We start from the raw sequence: 24,064 nt of genomic DNA on the forward strand, positions 1-24,064 counted from the left end.
CGGGCCGGGCTCGCCGGCTCGGGCGTCCTGTCCGCGCCAATCGTTCACCGCACCAAAAACAAAGCCGGAGATTTGCCATGCTCGAACGCCTGTTCGGTTCGTCGCACTCGACACGCAATGCCAACCTCGCGCTCGAGGCGCTCGCCACCAACGTGATGATCGCGGACGAGAACTTCGTCATCACCTATGTCAATCCGTCGCTGCAACGCATGCTGGAGGCGGCCGAGAACGATGTGCGGCGCGACCTGCCGCGCTTTTCGGCCAGCACGCTGGTGGGCAGCAACATCGACGTGTTCCACAAGAATCCGGCGCATCAGCGCCGCGTGCTGGACGATGCCCGCGGCACGCATCAGGCCCGCATCGAGCTCGGCGGCCGCACCTTCGATCTCAATGCCACCGTCCTGCGCAACGCCGGCGGTCAGCGCGTGGGCGCGGTGGTGGAATGGCTGGACTGCACCGCCGAACTGGCGCGCTCGGCCCAGGTGCAGAAGGAAGTGATGCAATGCATCGACGCGCTGCTGTCGGGCGATTTCTCGCAGCGCATCGACGTGAAGGACAAGCCGGAACTGGTCGCGCGCGTGGGCACCGGCATCAACAGCCTGCTCGAAAGCCTGCAAGCGCTGCGCGCCGAGATGCGCCACATGAGCGCCGAGCACGATGCCGGCGACATCGACGTGGCGATCGACGCGGCCCGCTTCAACGGCGAGTTCCGTGGCATGGCCGAGGACATCAACGTCATGGTCGGCAGCCATATCGCGGTCAAGAAGAAGGCCATGGCCTGCATCAGGGCCTTCGGCGAGGGCAACTTCGACGCGCCGATGGAGCGGCTGCCGGGCAAGAAGGCCTTCATCAACGACACCATCGAGCAGGTGCGCGGCAACCTGAAGGGCCTGATCGCCGAGATGAACCGGATGAGCGTCGAGCATGAAAAGGGCGACATCGACGTGGTGATCGACGCCCAGCGCTTTGCCGGCGACTACCGGCTGATGGCCGAGGGCATCAATCGCATGGTCGGCGGCCACATCGCGGTCAAGAGGATGGCGATGGCCTGCATCAAGGCCTTCGGCGAAGGCGATTTCGATGCGCCGCTGGCCCAGCTGCCGGGCAAGAAGGCCTTCATCAACGACACCATCGAGCAGGTGCGGCGCAACCTCAAGGGGCTGATCGCGGAGATGAACCGCATGAGCACCGAGCATGAAAAGGGCGACATCGACGTGGTGATCGACGCCAAGCGCTTCACCGGCGATTTCGCCAGCATGGCCGAGGGCATCAACGGCATGGTCGGCGGCCACATCGCGGTCAAGAAGCTCGCGATGGCCTGCATCAAGGCCTTCGGCGAGGGCGATTTCGATGCGCCGATGGCCCAGCTGCCGGGCAAGAAGGCCTTCATCAACGACACCATCGAGCAGGTGCGGCGCAACCTCAAGGCGCTGGTCGAGGATGCGGCGCGGCTGGCCGAGGCGGCGGTCGACGGCCGGCTCGATGTGCGGGCCGACGCTTCACGCCAGCGCGGCGGCTTCCGCGAGATCGTGGAAGGCATCAATCGCACGCTCGACGCCATCGTGGCGCCGGTGACCGAAGTGCGGCAGGTGCTCGGCCGGGTCGAGGCGGGCGACATGACGCACAGCATCACCGGCGACTATCGCGGCGCGTTTGCCGAGCTCAAGCATGCGGTCAACAACTCGGTGACCAAGCTGTCGGGCACGCTCGGCGAAGTGGCGGCGGCCTGCGAGGCGCTGAATGCGGCGGCGGCCCAGGTATCGGCCACCTCGGGCTCGCTGTCGCATGCGGCATCGGAGCAGGCGGTGAGCGTGGAAGAAACCAGCTCGTCGCTGGCGCAGATGTCGTCGTCGGTACGCCAGAACAGCGACAGCGCCAAGGTGACCGACGGCATCGCGACCAAGGCGTCGAAGGAAGCGACCGACGGTGGCAATGCGGTCGGCAACACGGTCGAGGCGATGAAGTCCATCGCGACCAAGATTTCGATCATCGACGACATCGCCTACCAGACCAATCTGCTGGCGCTCAACGCGGCCATCGAGGCGGCGCGCGCCGGCGAGCACGGCAAGGGCTTTGCAGTGGTGGCGGCCGAAGTGCGCAAGCTGGCCGAGCGCAGCCAGGTGGCGGCGCAGGAAATCGGCAAGCTGGCCGGCTCCAGCGTGAGCCTGGCCGAGAAGGCCGGCACGCTGCTCGGCCAGATGGTGCCGTCGATCGCGCGCACCTCGGAGCTGGTGCAGGAAATCGCGGCGGCCTCGGCCGAGCAGGCCAGCGGCGTGGCCCAGATCACCACCGCCATGTCGCGCCTGAGCGGCTCGACCCAGCAGAACGCGGCTGCCGCCGAGGAGCTGTCGGCCACGGCCGAGGAGCTGTCGAGCCAGGCCGAGCAGCTGCGCGAGCAGATCGGCTTCTTCCGGCTGGGCAATGCGCGGCGCAGCTATGACGCCGCGCCCTACGCGCCGCCGGCAGCCGCCGCGGCCGGCCAGCGCCCGGCGCCGCGCCGGACTGCCGTGCCGGTCGGCGAGATCGACGAAGCCCACTTCACCCGCTTCTGAGGCGGTCATGCAAGCCAGCCCGCAAGCCCGCGTCGTCGCGGCGGCGGTCGCGCCGGCCGAGGCGCCGCCGACCGCGCAATACCTGCGCTTCGCGCTCGGCCGCGAGCATTTCGCGCTGCCGATCGAAAGCGTGCGCGAGATCCTCGAACTGGCCGAGCTGACGCCGGTGCCGCTGATGCCGGCGTTTCTGCGCGGCGTGATGAATCTGCGCGGCGTGGTGGTGCCGGTCATCGATCTGGCCTCGCGCTTCGATCTGGGCAATACCGTCGCCACCCGGCGCAGCTGCGTGGTGGTGGTCGAGCTGCCGGGCAGCGAGACCGGCACCCGGGTGCTCGGCATGCTGGTCGATTCGGTGTCCGAGGTGGTCGATCTGGCCGCCGACCGCATCGAGCCGACGCCGGCGCTCGGCACCTGCATCGCGCCGGGATTCATTCGCGGCATGGCGCGGCTGCCGGGCCGCCTGGTGATGGTGCTGGATCTGGCGCGCGTGCTCGACGCCGAGGATCTCGATCGGCTGGTGAGCCAGCATGCAGCGCACTGACAGCCCGCCGGCCGAGCTTTCCGACCGCGCCTTCACCGCCGTCTGCGAGCTGTTCGAGCGCCATTCCGGCATCCGCTTGCCGGCGCAGAAGCGCGCCCATGTGGTGGCGCGTCTGGGCAAGCTGGCCGCCGAGGCCGGCCTGCCGTCGGCCGAAGCCTATGTGGCGCGGCTCATCCTCGACCGCGATCCGGCGCGCATCGCGCGCACCGTCGACCGGCTCACGATCAACGAGACCTATTTCTTCCGCGAGCCGGCGCATTTCGACTGGCTGGCCGAGCAGCTCGACCAGTGGCCGCGCAGCGCGCCGCCCAATCTGTGGAGCGCCGCCTGCGCCTCGGGCGAGGAGCCCTACAGCCTGGCGATGGTGCTGGCGGCGCGGCTCGGCCTTGATGCCGGCTGGCGCCTGCTGGCCACCGATCTGTCGGCCGAAATGATCGAGGCCACGCGGCGCGGCCGCTATCCGATGGACCGCATCGACGGCATTCCGCCGGCGCTGCTGCGCGACTGGTGCCTGCGCGGCCAGGGCCCCGAGCACGGCCGGCTGGCGATCGCGCGGCCGCTGCGCGAGCGCTTGCAACTGGCCCAGGCCAACCTGGCCCAGCCGCTGCCGCCGGCCGTGGTCGGCGCCGGGCCGTTCGACATCGTCTTCCTGCGCAATGTGCTCATCTACTTCGATCCGCCGATGCGGCGCGCGGTGGTCGAGCGTGTCGCCCAGCAGCTGCGGCCCGGCGGCTGGCTGGTGGTCGGGCATGCCGAAAGTCTCCAGGGCCTCGACCTGCCGTTGCAGTTGCTGCGGCCCTCGCTGTTCCGCCGGCTCGTCTGAGCCGATGCCCGCCTTCTTGTAGCGAATCCAGTCATGAGCAGTCTCAAAGCCCCCGCCACACCCGGCGCCGCCATCCGCGTGATGATCGTCGACGATTCGGCCGTGGTTCGCACCCATCTGTCCGAGCTGCTGACGCGCGCCGGCATCGAGGTGATCGCCACCGCCAGCGATCCGGTGTTCGCGCGCGAGCGGCTGCGCCATGTCGCGCCCGACGTGATCGTGCTCGACGTGGAAATGCCGCGTCAGGACGGCCTGAGCTTTCTGCGCGAGCTGATGGCCGAGCGGCCGACGCCGGTCGTCATGTGCTCCACGCTCACCGAGCGCGGCGCCGAGACCACGCTGCAAGCGCTGGCCGCCGGCGCGGTCGGCATCGTGGCCAAGCCGCGCGTGGGCCTGCGCGATTTCATGGACGACCCGGCCAACGGCGTGGTCGCGGCGGTGCGCGCGGCGGCGCGGGCCCGGGTCGGCGCGCTGCGGCCGGCCGGTGCGCCGGCGGCCCGCGCCGGACTGGCATCGGGGCACGGCCCGGCGGGTGCCGTCGGTGCCGCCGGCCAGCGGCCCGCGCCTGTCGGCGCGTCCACGCTCGGCCGCACCACCGAGCAGCTGATCGCCATCGGCATCTCGACCGGCGGCGTGCAGGCGCTCGAACGGCTGCTGCTGCCGCTGCCGCGCACGCTGCCCGGCATCGTCGTGGTGCAGCACATGCCCGAGCGCTTCACCGCCGCCTTCGCCACCCGGCTCGACGGCCTGTGCGAAGTGGATGTGCGCGAGGCGCGCCACGGCGACCGCGTGCTGCCCGGCAGCGTGCTGATCGCGCCCGGCGGACGGCATCTGCGGCTGGCGCGCAGCGGCGCGCAATACGTGGTGGAAGTGGTCGACGGTCCGCCGGTCAATCATCACAAGCCGTCGGTGGATGTGCTGTTCCGCTCGGTGGCCCAGCATGCCGGCCGCAATGCGCTCGGCATCATCATGACCGGCATGGGCGACGACGGCGCGCGCGGCCTCAAGGCCATGCACGAGGCCGGCGCCCGCACCGCCGCCCAGGACGAAGCCAGCTGCGTGGTGTTCGGCATGCCCGAGGTGGCGATCCGGCTCGGCGGCGTCGACGAGGTGCTGCCGCTCGACGCCATCGGCGGCTGGATGACGCGCCAGAGCCAGTCGGTCTGACGCAAGCGCGGCCGGCGCCCCAAATGCAAACGGCGACCCGCAGGCCGCCGCTCGTCATGCGGACCGGCGCGCCGCCGGCCCGGGCTCAGGGGTGTCGGCTCAGAACGCGTAGCTCAGCGAACCGACGATGCGAGGCTTTTGCGTGGTGCCGAAGCGGTTGACGCCCGGCAGGATGAGCTGGGTGCCCCAGGTGACGCCGGTATCGCCGATCGGCTGGCTCAGGCCGAAGATCATGTGGCGGAAGCCGTGGCGGGTCGGCGTGTCGCCGGCATAGCAGCCGTTGACGTTGAAGGCTTCGCCGGCGCCGCACTTGGCGCCTGTAAAGGTGTCGGTCGTGCCCAGATACTTGCCTTCCTTCTTGTAGTAGTACCAGCCCAGGCTGGCGGTGAAGGCGAGGTCGTGCACCCACTTGTCGGCGAAGTTGAGCGTGAAATAGGTGTCGCCCTTGTTGCCCCAGACCACGTCCTTCAGCAGCGTCTGCGCATAGCCGGTGAACTTGCCGTAGCCCACGCCGAGCTTGGTTTCGAGCGCGTCGGCATTGCTGCCGTTGTAGTAGACGTAGCCGGTGAAGCCGACGGTGTAGCTGAAGTCGTCGAGCGTGCCGACATAGCCGGCATAGAAGTCGTTCTCGACCGAGCGGTCGCTCTGCCAGGTGGTGATCGAGCGGTTCGAGTAGGAGTCGCCGAGCTGCTTGTACGAGTAGTTGACCATCGACGCCCAGTAGCCGGCGTAGAAGCCGCTCGGGTCGGTGTAGTCGGCGCCCCATTGCAGCGCCGGATGGTTGCTCTCGGGCGCGTCGGCGCCCTTGTTGCCGAGCGCCGCGCCGTTGCCGTAGGTGGAGGTGGCGCCACGCAGCACATAGCGCGAGACCAGATCGACATGGCCGGTAAAGGCAGGGGCGGCGGGTGCGTCTTCGGCCAGGGCCGGCAGGGCGCTGCCGGCGAGCAGCAGGGCGACGGCGAGCGGCAGCAGCTTGGGTTGGCGATTCATGGTCTTGTTTTCTCCTGTCGAGGGTGGGGTTGCGGGAAACGGTGGGGCGCTGCAAAGGCTTTCATGGCGCGAGGCCGGCGAGGTTCTGGCCGGCCTGCACCGGCGCGCCTTCGTGGCAGAGCAGGCGCGCGACGCTGCCGGCGACCGGCGCGACGACCGGAAATTCCATCTTCATCGACTCGACGACGACCAGCGTGTCGCCGGCCGCGACGCGCTGGCCGGGCGCGACCGCGAGCTTCCAGACGCTGCCCGAGACCGGGCTGGCGACGGCGCGCAGATCGGGCGGCAGTGCGCTCGCGTCCTCGTCGGCGGGGGCTTCGGCTTCGTCCAGATGCTCGGCCTGGCCGGCTGCGCGCCAGCGTTCGCGCTCGGCATTGAAGGCGGCTTGCTGGCGGGTCTTGAAGGCGTCGATGCCGGCGGCGTTGTCGGCCAGGAAGCGGCGGTAGTCGGCCAGCTTGAACGTGGCCGGCTCGATCTCGATATGGCTGCGGCCGTGCAGAAAGCCGTCGCGCAGATCGAGCAATGCCTCTTCGCTCACCTCATGGAAGCGGATGCGGTCGAAGAAGCGCAGCAGCCAGGGCTTGCCGTCCTGAAAGTCGGCGGTGCGCTTCCAGCGGTTCCAGATCGGCAGGGTGCGGCCGACGAACTGATAGCCGCCCGGGCCTTCCATGCCGTAGATGCACATGTAGGCGCCGCCGATGCCGACCGCGTTCTCGGGCGTCCAGGTGCGCGCGGGGTTGTACTTGGTGGTGACCAGCCGGTGGCGCGGATCGACCGGCGTGGCGACCGGCGCGCCGAGGTAGACGTCGCCCAGACCCAGTACCAGATAGCTCGCGTCGTAGACGATGCGCTTCACTTCGTCGACGCTGTCGAGGCCGTTGATGCGGCGGATGAACTCGATGTTGCTCGGGCACCAGGGCGCGTCGCGGCGCACCGATTGCATGTACTTGCGCGTGGCGAGTTGCGTCTGGCTGTCGTCCCAGGCCAGCGGCAGATGGACGATGCGCGACTCGACCTCGATGGCGTCGTGGCCGGGCAGTTCGTCCTCGGCGGCGGCGAGGGCGTCGAGCAGGCGCGCCTCGCTCAGCAGCTCGGCGTCGTAATGCACTTGCAGCGAGCGGATGCCGGGCGTGAGGTCGACGATGCCGCGCAGCCGGCCTTCGTGGCGCGCGCGTGCAAGCCATTGCATGAGCACATGGGCGCGAAAGCGCAGGTCGAGGTCGAGCACCAGCGGGCCGTATTCGACCAGCAGGTTGAGGTCGCCGGCGCGGCGGTAGGTGACGGCCGGCCGGTCGCCGATGGCGGGCAGGCGCAGCAGGATCGGATCGCCGGCATCGGTCGCGCGGACGGCGCCGGCGGGCAGGGCGCGCGGCGCGGTGACGGTGGCGACTGGCGCAGCGCTCGCCGGCAGCGCCGCCGGGCCGCCCGCACTGGCCAGCAGCGCCTGCTTGCGGTCGAACAGCGCCTGTCCCTCGGCCGGCGTCAGGCGCCGGAAGCGCAGCCGGTCGCCGGGCCGCAGCTGGCCCAGCTTCCAGAGCTCGGCCTCGGCCACCACGCCCGGGCAGACGAAGCCGCCGAGGCTCGGGCCGTCGGGGCCGAGCAGCACCGGCATGTCGCCGGTGAAGTCGATCGAGCCGATCGCGTAGGCGTTGTCATGCAGGTTGGACGGATGCAGGCCGGCTTCGCCGCCGTCGCTGCGCGCCCATTGCGGCCTGGGGCCGATCAGGCGCACGCCGGTGCGGCTGGAGTTGTAGTGCACCTCCCACGCGGTGCCGAACAGCATCTCGATGTCGGCCGGCGTGAAGAAATCGGGCGCGCCATGCGGGCCGTAGAACACGCCGATCTCCCAGTCGTGGGGCAGCGCGGGCAGCTCGATGCGTGGTGCGGCTTGTGGCGGCGCGGCGCTGGCTTCGCCCAGATGCAGCATGTCGCCGGTGCGCAGCGCGCGGCCGCCGTGGCCGCCGACCTGGCCGAGGGTGAAGGTGCTCTTGCTGCCGAGGTAGTCGGGCACGTCGATGGCGCCCGCGAGCGCCAGATAGGCGCGCACGCCGCTGCCCGCCGCCCGGCCGATGGCGAGCGTGCTGCCGGCGGCAATCTCGTGCGCCATGCCGAAGGCCAGCGCTTGCGGTGCCGCGCCGTCGATCGAGCTGAGCGTCGCCTCCATCGCCGCGCCTGCGAGCGCGATCCGCGCCGCGCAATGAAAGCGCAGCACCGGCCCGGCCATCGTGATTTCGAGCCCCGCCGCGCCCTCGTCATTGCCGACCAGCCGGTTGGCAATGCGCAGCGACAGGTCATCCATCGGCCCCGACGGCGGCATGCCCACATCCCAGTGGCCGAGCCGGCCCGGCCAGTCCTGCACCGTGGTCTGCACGCCGGGCTCCAGCACTTCCACCGCGCGCTGCGCGAATGCGAAGCCGCCGAGCCAGCGCGTCGTCTGCTCGCCGCGCGCGAAGGTGTCGCTGGCCGCGATGGCGCGCAGATAGCCGAGATTGGTCTCGATGCCGCCGATGCGCGTGGCTGCGAGCGCCGCGCCCAGCTGCGCGATGGCGGTGTCGCGGTCGGCGGCGGTGACGATGAGCTTGGCGATCATCGGGTCGTAGTTGGGCGGCACCAGGCTGCCGCGCTCGATCCAGGTTTCCACGCGCGCGTCGGCGGGCCAGGCCACTTCGGTGAGCAGCCCGCTGCTGGGCTGGAAGTTGCGCGCCGGGTCTTCGGCGTAGAGCCGCGCCTGGATCGAATGGCCGCTGAACTCGGGCACGAAGCCGCTCAGGTCCAGCTCGCCGGCGGCCTGCCTGACCATCCATTCCACCAGGTCGATGCCGGTGATCTGCTCGGTGACGCCGTGCTCCACCTGAAGCCGCGTGTTCACCTCCAGAAAGTAGAACTCGCCGCTCGCCACGTCGTAGACGAACTCGACCGTGCCGGCCGACTGGTAGCCGATGCTGCTGCCGAGCGCCGCCGCCGTCGCATGCAGCCGGCCGCGCTGGTCGGCGCTCAGGCCGGGCGCAGGCGCTTCTTCCACCACCTTCTGGTTGCGCCGTTGCAGCGAACAGTCGCGCTCGCCGAGCGCCACCACCTTGCCGCGACCGTCGCCAAAGATCTGCACCTCGATGTGGCGCGCCTGCTCGATGTACTTCTCGACGAACATGCCGCCGGACTTGAAGGCGCTGGTCGCAAGCCTTTGCACGCTGGCGTAGGCGGCGTCGAGCGCGGCGGCATCGCGCACCAGCTGCATGCCGATGCCGCCGCCGCCGGCCGTGCTCTTGAGCATGACCGGGTAGCCGATGCGCGCCGCCTCGGCCCGCGCCGCCTCCACATCGGGCAGCAGCCCCGAGCCCGGCGACAGCGGCACGCCGGCGGCGAGCGCCAGCGCGCGCGCCGTGTGCTTGAGGCCGAAGTCGCGCATCTGCGCTGGCGTCGGGCCGATGAAGACGATGCCGGCCGCGGCGCAGGCCTCGGCGAACTCGGCGTTCTCGGACAGAAAGCCGTAGCCCGGATGGATTGCCTGCGCGCCGGTGCGCCGGGCCGCGTCGAGGATGAGATCGACGCGCAGATAGCTCTCGCTGGCAGGCGCCGGGCCGAGCCGTACCGCCTCGTCCGCTTCGGCAACGTGAAGCGAATGCCGGTCGGCATCGGAATGGACGGCAACCGATTGCACGCCCATGCGGCGCAGCGTGCGGATCACGCGGCAGGCGATGGCACCGCGATTGGCGATCAGAACCTTGTCGAACATCGAAGCTCGCAGCGCGGGTCGTCCCGCGACGTGTGAGGAGGCGGACGGCGGGTCGTCCCGCCGTCCGGTGCTTCAGGCGAGCACGGTGGCGGGCGCATCCCAGATGAGCAGTTGCACCGGCGTGGGATTCCAGCCGTTGCAGGGGTTGTTGAGCTGCGGGCAGTTGGAGATGAGGCAGACCACGTCCATCTCGGCGCGCAGCTCGACGTACTTGCCCGGCGCCGACACGCCGTCTTCAAACGTGAGCCCGCCCTGCGGCGTGACCGGCACGTTCATGAAGAAGTTGATGTTGGCGGCGATGTCGCGCTTGCCCAGGCCCAGCCGCGCGAGCGGGCCGCCGGCGCAGGCACAGCGTGCCAGCGTGCGCAGATAGGTATCGCGGCAGCTGTGCATCGGGCGCTTGTCGAGCGCATAGCGCACGGTGTTGCTCTCGGCCGCGCAGGCGCCGCCGAGCGTGTCGTGGCGGCCGCAGGTGTCGGCGACGATGGTCAGCATCGGCTGGCCCTCGTTGCTCATCAGCACGCTGCCGGCGGTGAGGTAAAGGCCGCCTTGCGCCGCAATCGTGTCCTGCGCGCTGTAGCGCTCGGTCGGGTCGGCGGCGCTGAAGAACAGCGTGTCGACCGCCTGATTGCCTTCGATGTCGAAGATGCGGAAGGTCTGGCCGGCCTTGATCTCGTGCAGCCAGCCTTCGCCGGCCGGCACGGTCTCGATGTACGCGGCGTCTTCGGCGCGCAGCGCGCTCTCGACGAGGTTGAAGCTGGTGGTCATCGTCGCGCTCCTCAGGCCGCGTAGAAGCGTTCGGTGTTGATGAAGCCGCGCATGTTCTCGGGGCAGTGCAGGCGGCAGGCGTCCTCCGGGCCGGCGGTGCCGGAGCGCCAGGCTTCGATGCGCACCGGGCCGGGCGCATAGCCGGGCGACGGGTCGAGCGCATGCGGCGCGGCCGACAGCACGACGAGGCAGCTCATCTCGAAGCGCAGATCGACCTGCGCGCCGGCCTTGCGGTGGCCGGCGTCGAAATGCAGCGCGCCGGCGTCATCGGCCACCACCTTGCTGAACAGGTTGAACGTGGCGCCGAGGTCCTTCTTGCCGAGCCCGTATTTGCCCAGCTCGATCAGCAGCCCGTCGCGGCCGTTGCGGAACATGCCATTGCGCGCTTCCTGATAGCTGCATTCGCCGTACTTCTTTGCGATGCCGGCGGCGTCGCTCGGACCGCAGAGCGGGTCGTGCCAGCCCAGGCTGTCGGCGGCAATCGAGGCCATCACCCGGCCCATGTCGGAATAGAGCGCATGGCCGGCCGTCAGGTGCGCCGTGTGCTGGGCCTTGAGCGTGTCGGGCAGGTTGTAGCGCTCCAGCCTCTCCTCGGCGTTGAACAGGATCAGCGCCAGGTTGGCGCGGCCTTCTAGGTCGGTAAAGCGCAGCGTGGTGCCGCGGCGCACCACGCCGGACCAGTGGGTGCCGCCCGGAATGTCGGCATCCCAGAGCAGCAGTTGCGGCTTGATGGCGGGCAGGCTCATGCGTCTGCCTCCAGTGCCGTGCCGGCGGTGAGCTTGTCGAGCAGGTCGAGATCGGTCTTCATGCCGGAGGTTTCGCGGATGCGTTCGAGAATGGTTCGCTTGAGCGCGAGGAAGTCGGGGGCGAGCTTCATGTCCTGCGTGCGCTGGGCCGGCAGCGGCACGGCATGGATGCTGTCGATGCGGCCCGGACGCGGCGCCAGCACCACCACGCGCGAGCCAAGGTAGATCGCCTCGTCCACGTCGTGGGTGACGAAGACGATGGTGGTCTTCTCGACCTTGGCCAGATGACGGATCAGGTCGTGCATCACGTCGCGCGTCTGCGCGTCGAGCGCGCCGAAGGGCTCGTCCATCAGCAGGATCGGCGGGCGCGGCATGAGGGCGCGCGCGATGGCCACGCGCTGTTGCATGCCGCCCGACAGCTGGTTGGGCCAGGCGTCGCGCACATGGCCGAGGCCCATCACGCGGATCAGCGTGTCGGCACGGCCGCTGGCGGCCTCGACGCTGGCCGAGGTGGAGTCGGCCGTGTGCGCCTTGAGCTTGCGCGAGAAGCGGATGTTGTCGGTGACGCTCAGCCAGGGGTAGAGGCTGTAGTGCTGGAACACCATCGCGCGGTCCACGCCGGGGCCGTCGACCGGCACGCCGTCGATGCAGACATCGCCGCAGGTGCGCGTCTCAAGCCCGCCGATGATGCGCAGCAGCGTGCTCTTGCCGCAGCCCGACGCGCCGACCAGCGTGACGAACTCGCCCGGCTCGATGCTCAGGTCGATGCTCTCCAGCGCGTCGGGCCCGCTGCTGCCGGCATAGCGCTTGTTGAGGCCGATGACGTTGATATGCCTTGCCATGTTCGCCTCAGCGCAGGTAGAGCCAGGGGAAGGCCCGGCGATGCAGGGCGCGAAAGGTCTGGTCCATCGCGAGGCCGATGAGGCCGATCACGATGATCCCGGCGAAGATCTTGTCGGTCTGCAGATAGCGCTGCGCCTTCATGATCGAGTAGCCGAGGCCCGAATTGGCCGCCACCAGCTCGGCCACCACGAGGTAGGTCCAGGCCCAGCCCATGGTCACGCGCAGGGTGTCGAGTAGCGCCGGCTTGGCCGACGGGATGATGACTTCGGTGAGCAGCTCAAGCCGGGTCGCGCCCATGGTCTGCGCTGCCTCGATCTGCTGCATCGGCACGCGGCGCACGTCCTCGGCCATCATCAGCACCATCTGGAAGAAGGTGCCGATGAAGATGATCGCGATCTTCGAGCCCTCGTCGATGCCGACCCAGATCATCACCAGCGGGATGAAGGCGGCGGCCGGCATGTAGCGGATGAAATCGGTCAGCGGCTCGAACATGGCCTGCACTGGCCGGTAGCTGCCGATGAACACCGCGAGCGGCATGGCGATGACGGCCGACGCCAGCCAGCCGCCGGTCACGCGATAGATGCTGATCCAGGCGTCGGCGGCGAGGTCGTCGTTGAGCCATTCCCAGCCGCGCTCGACCACGCTGAACGGGCCGGGCATGAAGTGCGGATCCATGATTTCGCTGGCCGCGAGCAGCCACCAGCCGAACAGCGGCACGACCAGGCCGAGCGTGGCAAAGATCCAGAACTGCCGGCGCGTGAGTGCGCCGCGGATGATCCAGATGCTGGGCGCGGCAGGCTTGCGCGCGACGACTGCGGCCTTGATGGGCGGCGGTGCGGGGCGGCTGCCGTCCGTGGACGCGAGAGGGGGCATGCGGGGCTCCAGGGGTTGGCGAAGGGCAATGCGCGGAGGGCGGCAGGCAAGGAACCTGTTTCGCGTCCTCCCGGGCTTTTGTCCCTCCGTGGAGCCCCGCGAAGGGCTTGCGCCCGGCGGGACCGGGTAGCTCTCGGACCAGACATGCATGGCGTTTGCATCTTTTGCGCCCTGCATCGGAACCCTAGCGACCCTCAAGTTCGGTGCAGTGAACTGCGCCTCTCCGTGACGACTGGGTTAGCAGATGGCGTGCCAGCGCCAAAAGTGTTTCAGGCCGATGGCGGCGCGGCGCGGCGGACGCGATCCGCACGGCTTTCGTGCATGGCGCTGCCGCTGCGCACGCGGATCGGGCGGGCGGTCTCGCGGCGCAGGCGCGCGGCGAAGTCGGCCAGCTCGCGCGGGCCGGGCGGCGCGCGATGCACGAGAAAGTACTGCTCGCCGTCGGCGGCAAGCGCGACCAGCGCGGTTGGCGATCGATCGGGCGAGGCCGGGTCGGCGCGCAGCGCCAGCGTCGCGCACGGCAGGCCGGCGACGCCGAGCGCCATGGCAGCCGGCTTCTTGTGCAGCAGGCCCCAACGCTTGAGCAGCAGGCCGGCTTCGCGCTCGCTCATCGGCGCGTGGCCGAGCTGGGCCGCGAGCCTTGCCAGCGCACGCCGGCTCCAGAGCGCATGGTCGATATCGCATTGCTCGGGCGTGAGCACGCAGACGAGGCGGCGCAGCGCGTCGAGCAGCGGCGCGTCGTTCACAGCGCCGCTCCGAGTCCGCCATCGACATAGAGGATCTGGCCGTTCACATAGCGCGCGCCGTCGCCGCAGAGGAACACCGCCGCGCCGACCAGATCGTCGAGCTCGCCGAAGCGGCCGGCCGGAATCTTGGGCAGCATCGCCGCCTGCCAGCCGGGCGCCTCGTAGAAGGCGTCGGTCATGGCGGTGCGGAAGTAGCCGGGGCCGATGGCGTTCACGCGCAGGCCGAGCGGTGCCCATTCGGTGGCGAGCGCGCGCGTCAGGCCGAGCACGCCGTGCTTGCTCGCGCAATAGGGCACGGCGGTCGGGATGCCGAACTGCGACGCGATGGAGCCGATGTTGACGATGGCGCCCGGCGCGCCGCGCTTGAGCATGAGCCGCGCCGCCGCCTGGGCGCAGAAGAACGGCGCCTTGAGATTGGTGTCGACGATGCGGTCCCAGACGGCTTCTTCAACGTCGAGCGAGGCGCAGACCTGCTCGACGCCGGCGTTGTTGACCAGCGCATCCAGCCCGCCGAGCCGCTCGGCGAATTGCGCGAAGGCTGCGCCGACAGCCGCGCCATCGGTCACGTCGAGCGTGAGCGCCACGCACTCGGCGCCGAGCGCCTCGATCTCGCGCGCCGTCTGCGCCAGATCGGCCTCGGAGCGCGCCGCAATGCCGATCCGCGCCCCGGCCCGTGCCAGCCCGAGCGCCAGCGCCTTGCCGATGCCCCGGCTCGCGCCGGTCACGATCACCGCCTTGCCGGCGAGCGCTGCCGTCGTCATGCCGTGACCTTGGCCGCCACATAGCGGTTGAGCTGCCAGATCGCCTTCTCCAGATGGCTCAGCCGGCCCGGCTTGACCATGCCCGAGTGCGCGCCGATCTGCTGCATCGCGTTGACGCCGATGTCCTCCAGATTGATCGCATGCTGGATCGCGGTCTGCTGCGCGATGACCTCGTCGTAGTTCTCCATCTGCAAGGTGTCGGGATGCAGCAGCACATAGGTTTGCAGCAGCGTGCGGTCGGCCGCCACCGGCTGAACGCGGAACCAGATCACGCGGTCCGGCATCACATGCATCAGGTGGAAGGGGTAGACGTAGTAGAGCCGGAATGCCTGCTGCTCGGACTCGCCGCTCAGCCCCGGAAAGTGCGGCAGGCCGTACTGGAAGGCCACTTCCTCGCGGCCCGGGCGTGGCGCCGCATGGCCCAGCGTCCAGGCCGGCCGGCTGTCCTCGACCCAGCTCATGCGCGCCGGGAAATTGGGCTCGAAGCTGGCCGCGTGCGCGCCGAGATGGTGGTAGCACTCCATGAAGGTCTCGACCACGATCTTCCAGTTGAACTCGCATTCGTACTGAAGATCGATTGCCAATGCCAGTTTGTCGGTCTGCCAGCTCGCCATGCTGGCCGCCATGTCGGCGATCTGCGGCGCGAGCGATTCGGCCTTGCCGTCGAGGTTGACGTAGACGAAGCCGCCGATGACCTCGCTGCGGTATTCGGGCAGCGGATAGTCGGCGGCGTCGAAGCCGCGCGCTTCCTCCATCAGCGGCGCGTTCAGGCATTTGCCGTCGAGCGCAAAGGTCCACTTGTGGAACGGACAGGCAAAGCTGCGTGCATTGCCGCAGCCTTCCACCAGCGGTGCCCAGCGGTGCGGACAGATGCGCGACAGCACGCGGATGCGCTCGCCGTCGTTGACGATGACCATCAGCTCGCCGAGCAGGTTGAGCGTCTGATAGTCGCCCTTGCTGCGCAGCTGGCTCACATGCGCCACGCAGATCCAGCCCGGCTTGAAGATCTTCTCGACCTCCAGCGCGAACAGCCCCGGATGCGTGTAGGCCGACGGCGGAAAGGTCTGCGCCTCCTCCAGCGGCTGGCTGCCGATGCGCGCCACTTCGGCGAGCAGCGCGTCGAGGCTGGCGGCGTTGGGTTGGAAGTCGATCACGTTGCCCATGTGGCGCTCCTGATGGCGGCGTTGTCGAGGAAGGTCAGAGGAATTTGAGATAGCGGTCGAGTTCCCAGTCGGAGACATGGTTGTGGTACTCGACCCATTCGCGCCGCTTGAAATCGATGAAGCTTTTGGCCATGAGCGGGCCGAACACCTTGTGCGACAGCGGATCGGCCTCGAAGGCATCGACCGCGTCTTCGAGGTTGCGCGGCAGCCAGCGGATGCCCTTGTCGCGCAGCTCGGCGTCGGTGTAGCGGTACATGTTTTCGAGATGGGGCGGGCCGGGTTCGAGCCGCTCCTTGATGCCTTCGAGCCCGGCCGCGAGCAGCATCGCCGCGCCCAGATAGACGTTGCTGCTGATGTCGGCGGCGCGGCATTCAACCCGCCCGCCGGCGAGCGGAATGCGCAGCATGTTGGTGCGGTTGTTGTTGCCGTAGCAGACGAAGATCGGCGCCCAGGTAAAGCCCGAGGACGAGCCCTGGCGGATCAGCCGCTTGTAGCTGTTGACCGTCGGCGCGATGGTGGCGCAGATGGCCGGCGCGTGTTTGAGCACGCCCGCGATGAAGTGATAGGCCAGCTCGCTCACGCCGCAGCCGCGCGGATCGTGCGCGGTCTTGAACAGGTTCTCGCCGGTCTCGATGCTGGCCAGCGACATGTTGTAGTGCGCGCCGCTGCCGGTGCGGTCGGCGAAGGGCTTGGGCATGAAGGTGGCGTACCAGCCGCGCTTCTTCGCCATCTCGTTGACCATCAGCCGGAACAGCGTCACGCGGTCGGCCATGGTCATCGCGTCGGCATACATGAAGTCGGTCTCGAACTGGCCGTTCGCGTCCTCATGGTCGAACGAGTACACGTCCCAGCCCAGCTCGTTCATGGCCGTGACGATCTCGTCGACGATGCCGTAGTTGTCGAGCAGGCCGCGCACGTCGTAGCAGGGCTTGGCCAGCGTGTCGCCCTCGGCGATGGGCACGGGCTTGCCGTCGGGTCCGTCCTTGAGGATGAAGAACTCGGTCTCGATGCCGAGGTTGAAGGTGTAGCCCATCGCGGCGGCTTCATCGGTCACGCGCTTGAGGATGTTGCGCGAGCAGGCCTCGAAGGGCTGGCCCTTGAGCCACAAATTGCTCGGCGCCCAGGCCAGCTCGCGGTTCCACGGCAGCTGCACGATGGCGTCGCGGTCGGGATGGGCGCTGACTTCCTCGTCGCTCACTTCCTGCGGCACGCCGTCGAGCGCGGCGCCGGTGAACAGCTCCGAGCCTTCCATCATCTGGTCGAAATGGCTCAGCGGAACCGCCTTGGCCTTGTTGACGCCATGCATGTCGACAAAGCTCGCGAGCACGTATTTCACGCCCTTGGCCTTGAGGCTTTCGACGACGGCGGCGTGCGGGCTCGTGTTGAGGTCCTTCATTGCTTGCTCTCCGGGTGAAGCTCGGTGGGTAAAACCTGAAATCAGCGCGCGCCGGCCTTGGGCAGCAGGCCGCGCAACATGCTTGCGGTCGCATCCAGATGGCGCGCCATCACCTCGCGCGCGGCAGCGCCATCGCGCGCCAGCACCGCTTCGACGATGCGGTCGTGATAGGTCGACGAATGCGCGAGCGCGCCCTTGGTCGACGGGATGTGCTGCATCAGCCCGGACAGCCGCGAATGCGTCTGCGCCATCCAGGCTTCGAGGCCGCGCGAGCCGGTGGCATGCGCCAGGCCAATGTGGAACAGCGTGTCGAGCGGCCGGTATTCGCGCAGGTTGTGCTCGGCCTCGTGCATGAGCGCGTTGAGATTGCGCAGCTGCTCGATGTCGGCCGGGCGCGCGTTCTTGGCGGCCAGCTCGGCCACGCCGGTCTCGATGACATGGCGCTGCGCGATCCAGTCTTCGAGCACCTCGCGCTCGACCCGCACCTCGGCCAGCTCGGTCGGCGTGAGCGTGGGCACGGTCTTGCTCACGAAGGTGCCGCCGCCGCGACCGCGCCGGCTTTCGATGAAGCCGCCGCTTTCCAGCCCCTTGAGCGCGGCGCGCAGCGTGAGTCGGCTCACGCCCATCAGCGTCGCCAGCTCGCGCTCGGGCGGCAGCTGATCGCCGGCCAGCAGCAGGCCCATCTTGATCGCCGAACCGAGCCGCTCGATGGTCGACTCGAACGGATTTACCGAGCGGTCGTCGCCGCGCAGCAGCGCCTCGGCGCCTTGCAGCGGCTCGGGCTTCCTGGGGTTGGCGGCGACGGTGGCGGGCTTGCGCAAGGCGGGCATGGGCAGTGGCCTCGATTGCTTAATGGTTCAACCATAGATGTTTAAAGCTGAAGAAGTCAACGCTTTGCATCTTTGATTTCAGCGCGCGGCAAGCAGCGCCTGAACCTGCGCGCGGATGAACTCCAGATCGGTGCCGCCCTGCCTGGGATTGCCGGCGCGATGGCCCCAGTAGGACGGGATCGGCGCGAGCGTCGCGTTGCGGAGCAGCGCGGCTTCGCGCCGGTTGTCCTCGACGCGGAAGTAGAGATCGGTCTCGCCCGGCATCAGCAGCACGCGCGCCCGGATCGAGTGCAGCGCGGCTTCGGTGCTGCCCCCGAATCGGGCATGCGCACCGATGTCGCCCGCATGCCAGGTCGCGAATTGCGCGAGCAGGTCGTTGGGATTGCGCGCCCGATACCAGTCGATCCATGAGCGCTGCAAAAAGTCATCGAGCGAGGCATAGCCGCCTTCGAGCCAGCCGCTCTCGCGATACCAGTCCTGCGACATGCACCAGCTTGCATAGACGCGCGCCATCGCCTCCAGCCCGCGCAGGCCGGGGCCGTCGAACCAGCCGTCGACGCAATCGGCATCGGCCTGCAGGGCGGCGCGCACGCCCTCGATGAACATGCGGTTGTGCGTCGAGCAGCGCGCCGTGGCGCAGACGGCGGCGATGCGCTCGACCATCTCCGGATGCGCCGCTGCCCAGTGCCAGGCAGTCATGCCGCCCATCGACCAGCCGTAGACGAGCGCAATGCGGTCGATGCCGTAGACCTCGGCGAGCATGCGGCGTTGCAGCTCGACATTGTCGTAATAGGTCACGAGCGGGAAGCCGCGCTGCGGGCTGCCGTCGGCGGCGCTGTAGCTCAGCGCACCGTGGCTCGGCGAAGTGGAAATGCCGTTGCCCAGCAGGTCGGGCACGACGATGAACCAGCGCGACGCGTCGAGCACGCCGGCCTCGATCAGCCAGGCCAGATCGCCATGACGCGCGCTGTACGACGTGGGATAGACGATCACGTTGTCGCGCGCTGCGTTGAGCTGGCCGAAGGTCTGCCAGCCGAGCGTGACGCGCGGCAGCACGACGCCGGATTGAAGGACGAAGTCGTGCTGGGTGAACAGACGATCTTCGGACGCGAGTGGGCGAGGGCGGTCGGGTGCGTTCATCGGCGGGCCGCGCATGCAACGCTTGCGCCATCCGCTCGGCCGGCAGTCGTCCGACCGGCGGCGCGGCCGGATGCGCCGATGTGGCGCGGCGCTTGCTAACTCTGCAACCCGGGTGAGACCGCTTCAGCGCGTCGCCCGCCCGGCTTCGGCTGGCGCGGTGCGATGGCGGCAGCGGCCGCACTAAGGGGCACTAGGGTTCCGGTCCGCAGCGCTGCAAGGCTGTGCGGATGACTGGTCCGAGAGTGCCCGGCTACGCCACCGGCCAGCGCCGGAGCGCAGCTACACGGAGGGATAAAAGCCCGGGAGAGCCAAGCGCGTCTCTCCCATTGCGCCCAACCCTCCCAGGAGTCCTTCCGTGAGCTTCTCCGCAGCGCCCAAGTCTTCCGCCACTTCGATCAATCTGCTGCGCCGTGCGCTCGTCACCGCGATCGCGGCGGTCGGCATTGCCGCGCCGTTTGCCGCGCAGGCGGCCGGTCCGCTCAAGATCGGCACCACCACCTGGATCGGCTACGGCCCGTTCTTCGTCGCCGAGACGATGGACTACTACAAGAAGTACAACGTCAAGGTCAGCTTCCAGTCGTTCAGCGATCCGGCGCTGATCCCGCCCGCCATCGCCAGCGGCTCGGTGGAAGGCGGCATGCTCACCTATGACCAGGTGATCGGCGTGGTCGCCAAGGGCCAGACCATGAAGGTCATCATGCCCATCGACTATTCGAACGGTGGCGACGCCATCGTGGCGCCGGTGGGCGTGGCCGACGTGGCGGCGCTCAAGGGCAAGACCATCGCCTACAACACGCTGTCGCCGAGCGACTTCCTGCTGTCGTATGCGCTGAGCACCCAGGGCATGAGCGAGAAGGACATCAAGCCGGTCAACATGACGCCCGACGCGGTGCCGGCGGCCATCCTGTCGAACAAGGTGAACCTCGGCGTGACCTACGAGCCCTTCGTGAGCACGGTGCTGGGCCAGGGCGGCAAGAAGTTCAAGGTGCTGTACTCGTCCAAGGACGCGCCGGGTCTGATCGCCGACGTGCTGGTGTTCGATGCCAAGTCCATCGCCGGCCGCAGCGCCGAGATCAAGGGCGTGATCCAGGCCTATGTCGATGCGCTCGACTACATCAAGAAGAAGCCCGACGAGTCGGCCAAGATCATCGGCAAGGCCATGGGCGTGTCGGCCAAGGAAGTGAAGGAGCAGTGGAGCGGCGTGTACAACATTCCGCTCGGCGAGATGCCCAAGGCCTTCCTGCCGGCCAAGGACACCACCTCCTACTACGCAAGCGGCGAGGTCATCGCCAAGATCCTCGTGGCCAAGGGCCAGATCGCCGCCGCGCCCAAGCCGGAAGACACCTTCGACGGTCAGTTCGTCAAGTCGCTCCAGAAGTAAACCTTCATCCGGCAGGCATCTTCATGAGCAAGACCAAGGGGGGCGCCTGGGCGCTCCGCCATGCCGACGGGCTGTGGCCGAATGCGCTGGCGCTCGGCGCGATGCTGGCGGGCTGGATCGGCGGCGTGCTGCTGATGGCGCTGGGTCCGGCCTGGGCCTGGCCGCTCGGCGTGCTGCTGACCGCCGAGGGCCTGGTGCTCGCGGCCTACTACCTGCACGAGTTCGCGCATCACGCGATCTTTGCGACCAATGTGGCCAACGAGCGCCTGGGGCTGGCGATGACCTGGATCACCGGCAGCTGCTATGCGCGCTTCGGCGAGCTGCGCTTCAAGCACATGCGGCATCACATCGACCGCGCCGATGTCGTCACCTTCGAGTACAAGGCCTTCCTCGCGCGCAGCCCGCGCTGGGTCGGGCGAATGTTCGAGGCGCTGGAATGGGCCTATGTGCCGGCGGTCGAGCTGCTGATGCACGGCTACGTGATGCTGCTGCCCTTCCTCGCCGAGGACCGCAGGCCGAGCCGGGGCCGGGTGCTGGGCGTGCTTGCGGTGCGCGTGGCGGCGTTTGCGCTGCTGGGCTGGTGGTCGCTGCCGGCGCTGCTCGGCTATGCCGTGGCCTACTGCCTGATGCTGCATGTGCTGCGCTTCGTCGATGCCTATCAGCACACCTATGACGCGGTGCCGCTGCTGGCCGGCGGCGTGCCGCACGATCCCAAGCGCGACCGCGCCTACGAGCAGCGCAACACCTACAGCAACGTGGTGTCGGCCGGGCATCCGCTGCTCAATCTGCTGCTGCTGAATTTTCCGTATCACAACGCGCATCACGAGCGGCCGGTCGAGCCCTGGTATCGGCTGCCGGCGCTGCATGCGCGGCTCTATCCGCAAGGCAATCCGCAGGTGATACCGATGCGCGAGCTGATCGGCGCGCATCACCGCTATCGCGTCGTGCGGCTGCGCTCCGACGACTACGGCGACGTGGTCGAGACGCCCGACGGCCGGCTCGATGCGAGCGGCTTCTACGGCGCGGTTGGCGTCTCCTTTCTCACGGCGGTCTGAACATGCTTGCAGCGAACGAGATGCGCGCCGCGCGGCGCGCGGGGAGGGTGCGCGCATGAATCTCCCGTCGACGGGTTTTGCGCCCGACCTGCTCGCGGGCCGGGTGGCGGTGGTGACCGGCGCGGCGAGCGGCATCGGCCGGGCGACGGCCATTGCACTCGCGGCGGTCGGCGCGCAGGTGGCGGTCTCGCACTGGCGCGCGCAGGAGGCGGCTGCCGAGGTCGTCGCGGCCATCGCTGCGGCCGGTGGCCACGCAATCGCCGTCGAGGCCGACGTGACCAGCGAGGCCCAGGTCGAGGCGCTCTACGCGCATGCCGAGGCCGAACTCGGCGAGGTCGGCATCGCAGTGCATGCGGCTGGCGTGATCCAGGAAAAGTCCTTTCTCGACACGACCGCCGCCGACTGGGATTTCGTCGTCGGCACCGATCTGAAGGCGGTGTTCCTGTGCTGCCGCGCGGCTTTGGTGCGCATGGCACCGCGCGGGCGCGGCACGGTCATCAACATCGCGTCCGAGCTTGGCTTTCTGGGGCGCGCGCAGTACGCGCCGTATTGCGCCGCCAAGGCCGGCGTGATCGGGCTTACGCGGTCGCTCGCGCGCGAGTTCGCGCCGGCGCTGCGCGTGAATGCGATTGCACCCGGCCCGATCGCCACGCCGATGCTGTCGCTGGAGCACATGAGCGCCGAGGTGCTGGCGCGCGAGATCGCCATCCCCGCCGCGCGCGCCGGCAGGCCCGAGGAAGTGGCGGCGACCGCCGTGTTCCTCGCGTCCGATCTGGCCAGCTTCTTCCACGGTCAGGTGCTGGGGCCGAACGGCGGCGCCTGGATGGGCGGCTGATGGCGCCGCATCTGTGGCCGGCAGCGGTGCTGCTGTTCTCGGCGCTGCTGTGGGGGCTGGCGTGGTGGCCGATCCGCCAGTTCGCCGAGCTGGGGTTGTCGGGGCCGGCGCTGTCGCTGGCGAGTTATGGCGGCATCGGCATGCTGGGCCTGCCCTGGCTGTGGCGCGAGCGTGCGGCCTGGTGGCCCGAGCGCGGCTTTCTGCTGCTGACGCTGCTGGCGGGCGGGCTGTGCAATGCCGGCTTCGTCTATGCGCTCATGAACGGCAATGTGGTGCGCGTGATGCTGCTGTTCTACCTGTCGCCGGTGTGGTCGGTGCTGGGCGGCGCGGCCTTCTTTGGCGAGCGCATCGATGGTCGGCGCGCGCTGGCGCTGCTGCTGGCGGTGAGCGGCGCGGCGGTGCTGATCGTCGGGCCGGCGTGGTCGGAGCTGGGTGCGATCGCGCTGTCGGCGTCGGACTGGGTCGCGCTTGGCGCGGGCGTGGCGTTTGCCGCCAACAACCTCACGATGCGGCGCGCGGCGGGCATTCCGGGCGCGTCCAAGACGGTCGCGGTCTTCCTTGGCTGCGGGCTGGTGTCGGCGGCGATGCTGGCCGGCGGCATCGCTGGCGGTCAGCCGATCTGGACCGTGCCGCTCGTGGTCGGGCTCGCGGGCTTTGCGCTGCTGTGGCTGCTGGTCGGCACCTTCACCACGGTCTACGGCGTCACGCGGCTGGAAAGCGGCCGGGCCGGAATCATTTCCCTCGTCGAGCTGCTGGCGTCGACCGTGTCGGCGGCCTGGCTGCTCGGCACGCCGCTGCGCGCGCCCGAATGGATCGGCGCGCTGCTGATCGGCATCGGCGCCTGCATCGAGGCGGTCGGCGACCGGCGCGGCGCGCCCAACGGATCCCCGGGCGCCTGCCCGGATTGCACGGAGAGCCCGAGATGAGCCTTTGGATGAACGAGATGACCTGGGTCGAGTACGAGCGCGAGGTGATCGCGCGCCGGCCGACCGTCTTTCTGCCGGTGGGCGCGCTGGAGCAGCACGGGCCGCATCTGCCGCTCGGCACCGATGCGCTGCTGGCCACGGCCGTGGCGCGCGATGCGGCAGCGCGGGTCGGCGGCATCGTGGCGCCGGCGCTGTCCTACGGCTACAAGTCGCAGCCCAAGTGCGGCGGCGGCCAGCATTTCTGCGGCACCACCAGCCTCGACGCGGCCACGCTCGTGGGCCAGGTGCGAGACGTGCTGCGCGAATTCGCGCGGCATGGCCTCGCGCGCGTGGTCATCGTCAACGGCCATTACGAGAACCAGTGGTTCCTCATCGAGGGCATCGATCTGGCGCTGCGCGAGCTGCGTCCGGCGCCGGGTGCCTTCTCGGTGATGCGGCTGGAGTACTGGGACTTCACCACGCCCGAGACGCTGGCGACGGTGTTTCCCGACGGCTTTCCGGGCTATGCGCTGGAGCATGCGGCGGTCATCGAGACCTCGCTGATGCTGCATTACCACCCGGCGCTGGTGCGCATGGACAAGCTGCCCGCCGATCCGCCGGCCGACTTTCCTCCGTATGACATCCACCCGGCGCGGCCCGAATGGGTGCCGCCGTCGGGCGTGCTGTCGTCGGCGCGCGGCGCCACCGCCGAGCATGGCGCGGCGATGGCCGAGGAGCTGGGCGCGCGCATCGCGGCAGCGGTCGCGGCCGAGTTCGGGCTCGCCGCCAGCGCCTGAGCCGCCACACTTCCCGCAT

21 protein-coding genes and 2 riboswitches are annotated in these 24,064 nt (G+C 69.2%); of the genes, 9 read left to right on the forward strand and 12 right to left on the reverse strand.

Annotation, left to right across the window (positions count from 1 at the left end; translation table 11 throughout):
* Positions 1 to 77: 77 nt before the first annotated feature.
* From B9P64_RS09350 to B9P64_RS09365, 4 genes are read left to right on the forward strand one after another with little or no spacing between them, the layout of a single operon-like run.
* On the forward strand, positions 78 to 2,552 hold the full coding sequence (locus B9P64_RS09350) for a methyl-accepting chemotaxis protein (protein ID WP_217808664.1): 2,475 nt from the start codon (positions 78 to 80) through the stop codon (positions 2,550 to 2,552).
* Between the two features lie 7 nt (positions 2,553 to 2,559).
* On the forward strand, positions 2,560 to 3,093 hold the full coding sequence (locus tag B9P64_RS09355) for a chemotaxis protein CheW (RefSeq protein ID WP_085315935.1): 534 nt from the start codon (positions 2,560 to 2,562) through the stop codon (positions 3,091 to 3,093).
* On the forward strand, positions 3,080 to 3,916 hold the full coding sequence (locus tag B9P64_RS09360; protein WP_085315936.1) for a CheR family methyltransferase: 837 nt from the start codon (positions 3,080 to 3,082) through the stop codon (positions 3,914 to 3,916). The genes B9P64_RS09355 and B9P64_RS09360 overlap by 14 nt, the downstream gene beginning before the upstream one ends.
* Positions 3,917 to 3,949: 33 nt before the next feature.
* Complete coding sequence (locus tag B9P64_RS09365) at positions 3,950 to 5,083, forward strand: protein-glutamate methylesterase/protein-glutamine glutaminase (protein ID WP_085315937.1); 1,134 nt, start codon at positions 3,950 to 3,952, stop codon at positions 5,081 to 5,083.
* A gap of 99 nt (positions 5,084 to 5,182) precedes the next feature.
* Here B9P64_RS09365 and B9P64_RS09370 read toward each other — a convergent pair whose 3' ends face one another.
* The 12 genes from B9P64_RS09370 to B9P64_RS09425 all read right to left on the reverse strand — a co-directional run bounded on the left by B9P64_RS09370 (position 5,183) and on the right by B9P64_RS09425 (position 19,072).
* The gene (locus tag B9P64_RS09370) at positions 5,183 to 6,073 is read right to left on the reverse strand and encodes a TorF family putative porin (protein ID WP_085315938.1); all 891 of its coding nucleotides are present in this window, start codon (positions 6,071 to 6,073) and stop codon (positions 5,183 to 5,185) included.
* 61 nt (positions 6,074 to 6,134) lie between these two features.
* Entirely contained in the window at positions 6,135 to 9,806 is a 3,672-nt protein-coding gene (uca, locus tag B9P64_RS09375; RefSeq protein ID WP_085315939.1) for an urea carboxylase, read from the reverse strand.
* A gap of 72 nt (positions 9,807 to 9,878) precedes the next feature.
* Positions 9,879 to 10,574 carry an urea amidolyase associated protein UAAP2 gene (locus tag B9P64_RS09380; RefSeq protein WP_085315940.1) on the reverse strand — a complete coding sequence of 232 codons (696 nt, stop codon included), beginning with the start codon at positions 10,572 to 10,574 and terminating at the stop codon, positions 9,879 to 9,881.
* Between the two features lie 11 nt (positions 10,575 to 10,585).
* Positions 10,586 to 11,320: an urea amidolyase associated protein UAAP1 gene (locus tag B9P64_RS09385; RefSeq protein ID WP_085315941.1), complete on the reverse strand. Its 735-nt coding sequence runs from the start codon at positions 11,318 to 11,320 to the stop codon at positions 10,586 to 10,588.
* On the reverse strand, positions 11,317 to 12,162 hold the full coding sequence (locus tag B9P64_RS09390; protein ID WP_085315942.1) for an ABC transporter ATP-binding protein: 846 nt from the start codon (positions 12,160 to 12,162) through the stop codon (positions 11,317 to 11,319). The genes B9P64_RS09385 and B9P64_RS09390 overlap by 4 nt, the downstream gene beginning before the upstream one ends.
* A gap of 7 nt (positions 12,163 to 12,169) precedes the next feature.
* The gene (locus B9P64_RS09395; RefSeq protein ID WP_085315943.1) at positions 12,170 to 13,036 is read right to left on the reverse strand and encodes an ABC transporter permease; all 867 of its coding nucleotides are present in this window, start codon (positions 13,034 to 13,036) and stop codon (positions 12,170 to 12,172) included.
* 65 nt (positions 13,037 to 13,101) lie between these two features.
* A riboswitch (guanidine-I (ykkC/yxkD leader) is annotated at positions 13,102 to 13,235 on the reverse strand.
* Positions 13,236 to 13,305: 70 nt separating this feature from the next.
* Complete coding sequence (locus B9P64_RS09400; RefSeq protein ID WP_085315944.1) at positions 13,306 to 13,782, reverse strand: helix-turn-helix domain-containing protein; 477 nt, start codon at positions 13,780 to 13,782, stop codon at positions 13,306 to 13,308.
* Positions 13,779 to 14,543: an SDR family NAD(P)-dependent oxidoreductase gene (locus B9P64_RS09405; RefSeq protein ID WP_085315945.1), complete on the reverse strand. Its 765-nt coding sequence runs from the start codon at positions 14,541 to 14,543 to the stop codon at positions 13,779 to 13,781. The genes B9P64_RS09400 and B9P64_RS09405 overlap by 4 nt, the downstream gene beginning before the upstream one ends.
* Positions 14,540 to 15,706 (reverse strand): aromatic ring-hydroxylating oxygenase subunit alpha, encoded by a 1,167-nt coding sequence (locus B9P64_RS09410; protein ID WP_176256778.1) that lies wholly within the window; start codon positions 15,704 to 15,706, stop codon positions 14,540 to 14,542. The genes B9P64_RS09405 and B9P64_RS09410 overlap by 4 nt, the downstream gene beginning before the upstream one ends.
* Before the next feature lie 34 nt (positions 15,707 to 15,740).
* The gene (gene glnT / locus B9P64_RS09415; RefSeq protein WP_085315947.1) at positions 15,741 to 17,102 is read right to left on the reverse strand and encodes a type III glutamate--ammonia ligase; all 1,362 of its coding nucleotides are present in this window, start codon (positions 17,100 to 17,102) and stop codon (positions 15,741 to 15,743) included.
* Positions 17,103 to 17,143: 41 nt separating this feature from the next.
* Positions 17,144 to 17,932 carry a FadR/GntR family transcriptional regulator gene (locus B9P64_RS09420; RefSeq protein ID WP_085315948.1) on the reverse strand — a complete coding sequence of 263 codons (789 nt, stop codon included), beginning with the start codon at positions 17,930 to 17,932 and terminating at the stop codon, positions 17,144 to 17,146.
* Between the two features lie 78 nt (positions 17,933 to 18,010).
* Positions 18,011 to 19,072, reverse strand: coding sequence for an alpha/beta fold hydrolase (locus B9P64_RS09425; protein ID WP_085316031.1), 1,062 nt, complete (start codon positions 19,070 to 19,072; stop codon positions 18,011 to 18,013).
* A 179-nt stretch (positions 19,073 to 19,251) separates the two neighbouring features.
* A riboswitch (guanidine-I (ykkC/yxkD leader) is annotated at positions 19,252 to 19,380 on the forward strand.
* A 47-nt stretch (positions 19,381 to 19,427) separates the two neighbouring features.
* Between B9P64_RS09425 and B9P64_RS09430 the strand changes: the two genes are divergently transcribed.
* The 5 genes from B9P64_RS09430 to B9P64_RS09450 are packed head-to-tail and all read left to right on the forward strand — an operon-like array spanning position 19,428 to position 24,045.
* On the forward strand, positions 19,428 to 20,453 hold the full coding sequence (locus tag B9P64_RS09430) for an ABC transporter substrate-binding protein (RefSeq protein ID WP_085315949.1): 1,026 nt from the start codon (positions 19,428 to 19,430) through the stop codon (positions 20,451 to 20,453).
* Between the two features lie 23 nt (positions 20,454 to 20,476).
* On the forward strand, positions 20,477 to 21,508 hold the full coding sequence (locus B9P64_RS09435; RefSeq protein WP_085315950.1) for a fatty acid desaturase family protein: 1,032 nt from the start codon (positions 20,477 to 20,479) through the stop codon (positions 21,506 to 21,508).
* Positions 21,509 to 21,563: 55 nt separating this feature from the next.
* Positions 21,564 to 22,343 (forward strand): SDR family NAD(P)-dependent oxidoreductase, encoded by a 780-nt coding sequence (locus B9P64_RS09440; RefSeq protein ID WP_085315951.1) that lies wholly within the window; start codon positions 21,564 to 21,566, stop codon positions 22,341 to 22,343.
* Positions 22,343 to 23,269: a DMT family transporter gene (locus B9P64_RS09445; RefSeq protein WP_085315952.1), complete on the forward strand. Its 927-nt coding sequence runs from the start codon at positions 22,343 to 22,345 to the stop codon at positions 23,267 to 23,269. The genes B9P64_RS09440 and B9P64_RS09445 overlap by 1 nt, the downstream gene beginning before the upstream one ends.
* Positions 23,266 to 24,045, forward strand: coding sequence for a creatininase (locus B9P64_RS09450; RefSeq protein ID WP_085315953.1), 780 nt, complete (start codon positions 23,266 to 23,268; stop codon positions 24,043 to 24,045). The genes B9P64_RS09445 and B9P64_RS09450 overlap by 4 nt, the downstream gene beginning before the upstream one ends.
* Positions 24,046 to 24,064: the final 19 nt, after the last annotated feature.

Source organism: Derxia lacustris (assembly GCF_002105195.1).
GTDB lineage: Bacteria > Pseudomonadota > Gammaproteobacteria > Burkholderiales > Burkholderiaceae_E > Derxia > Derxia lacustris.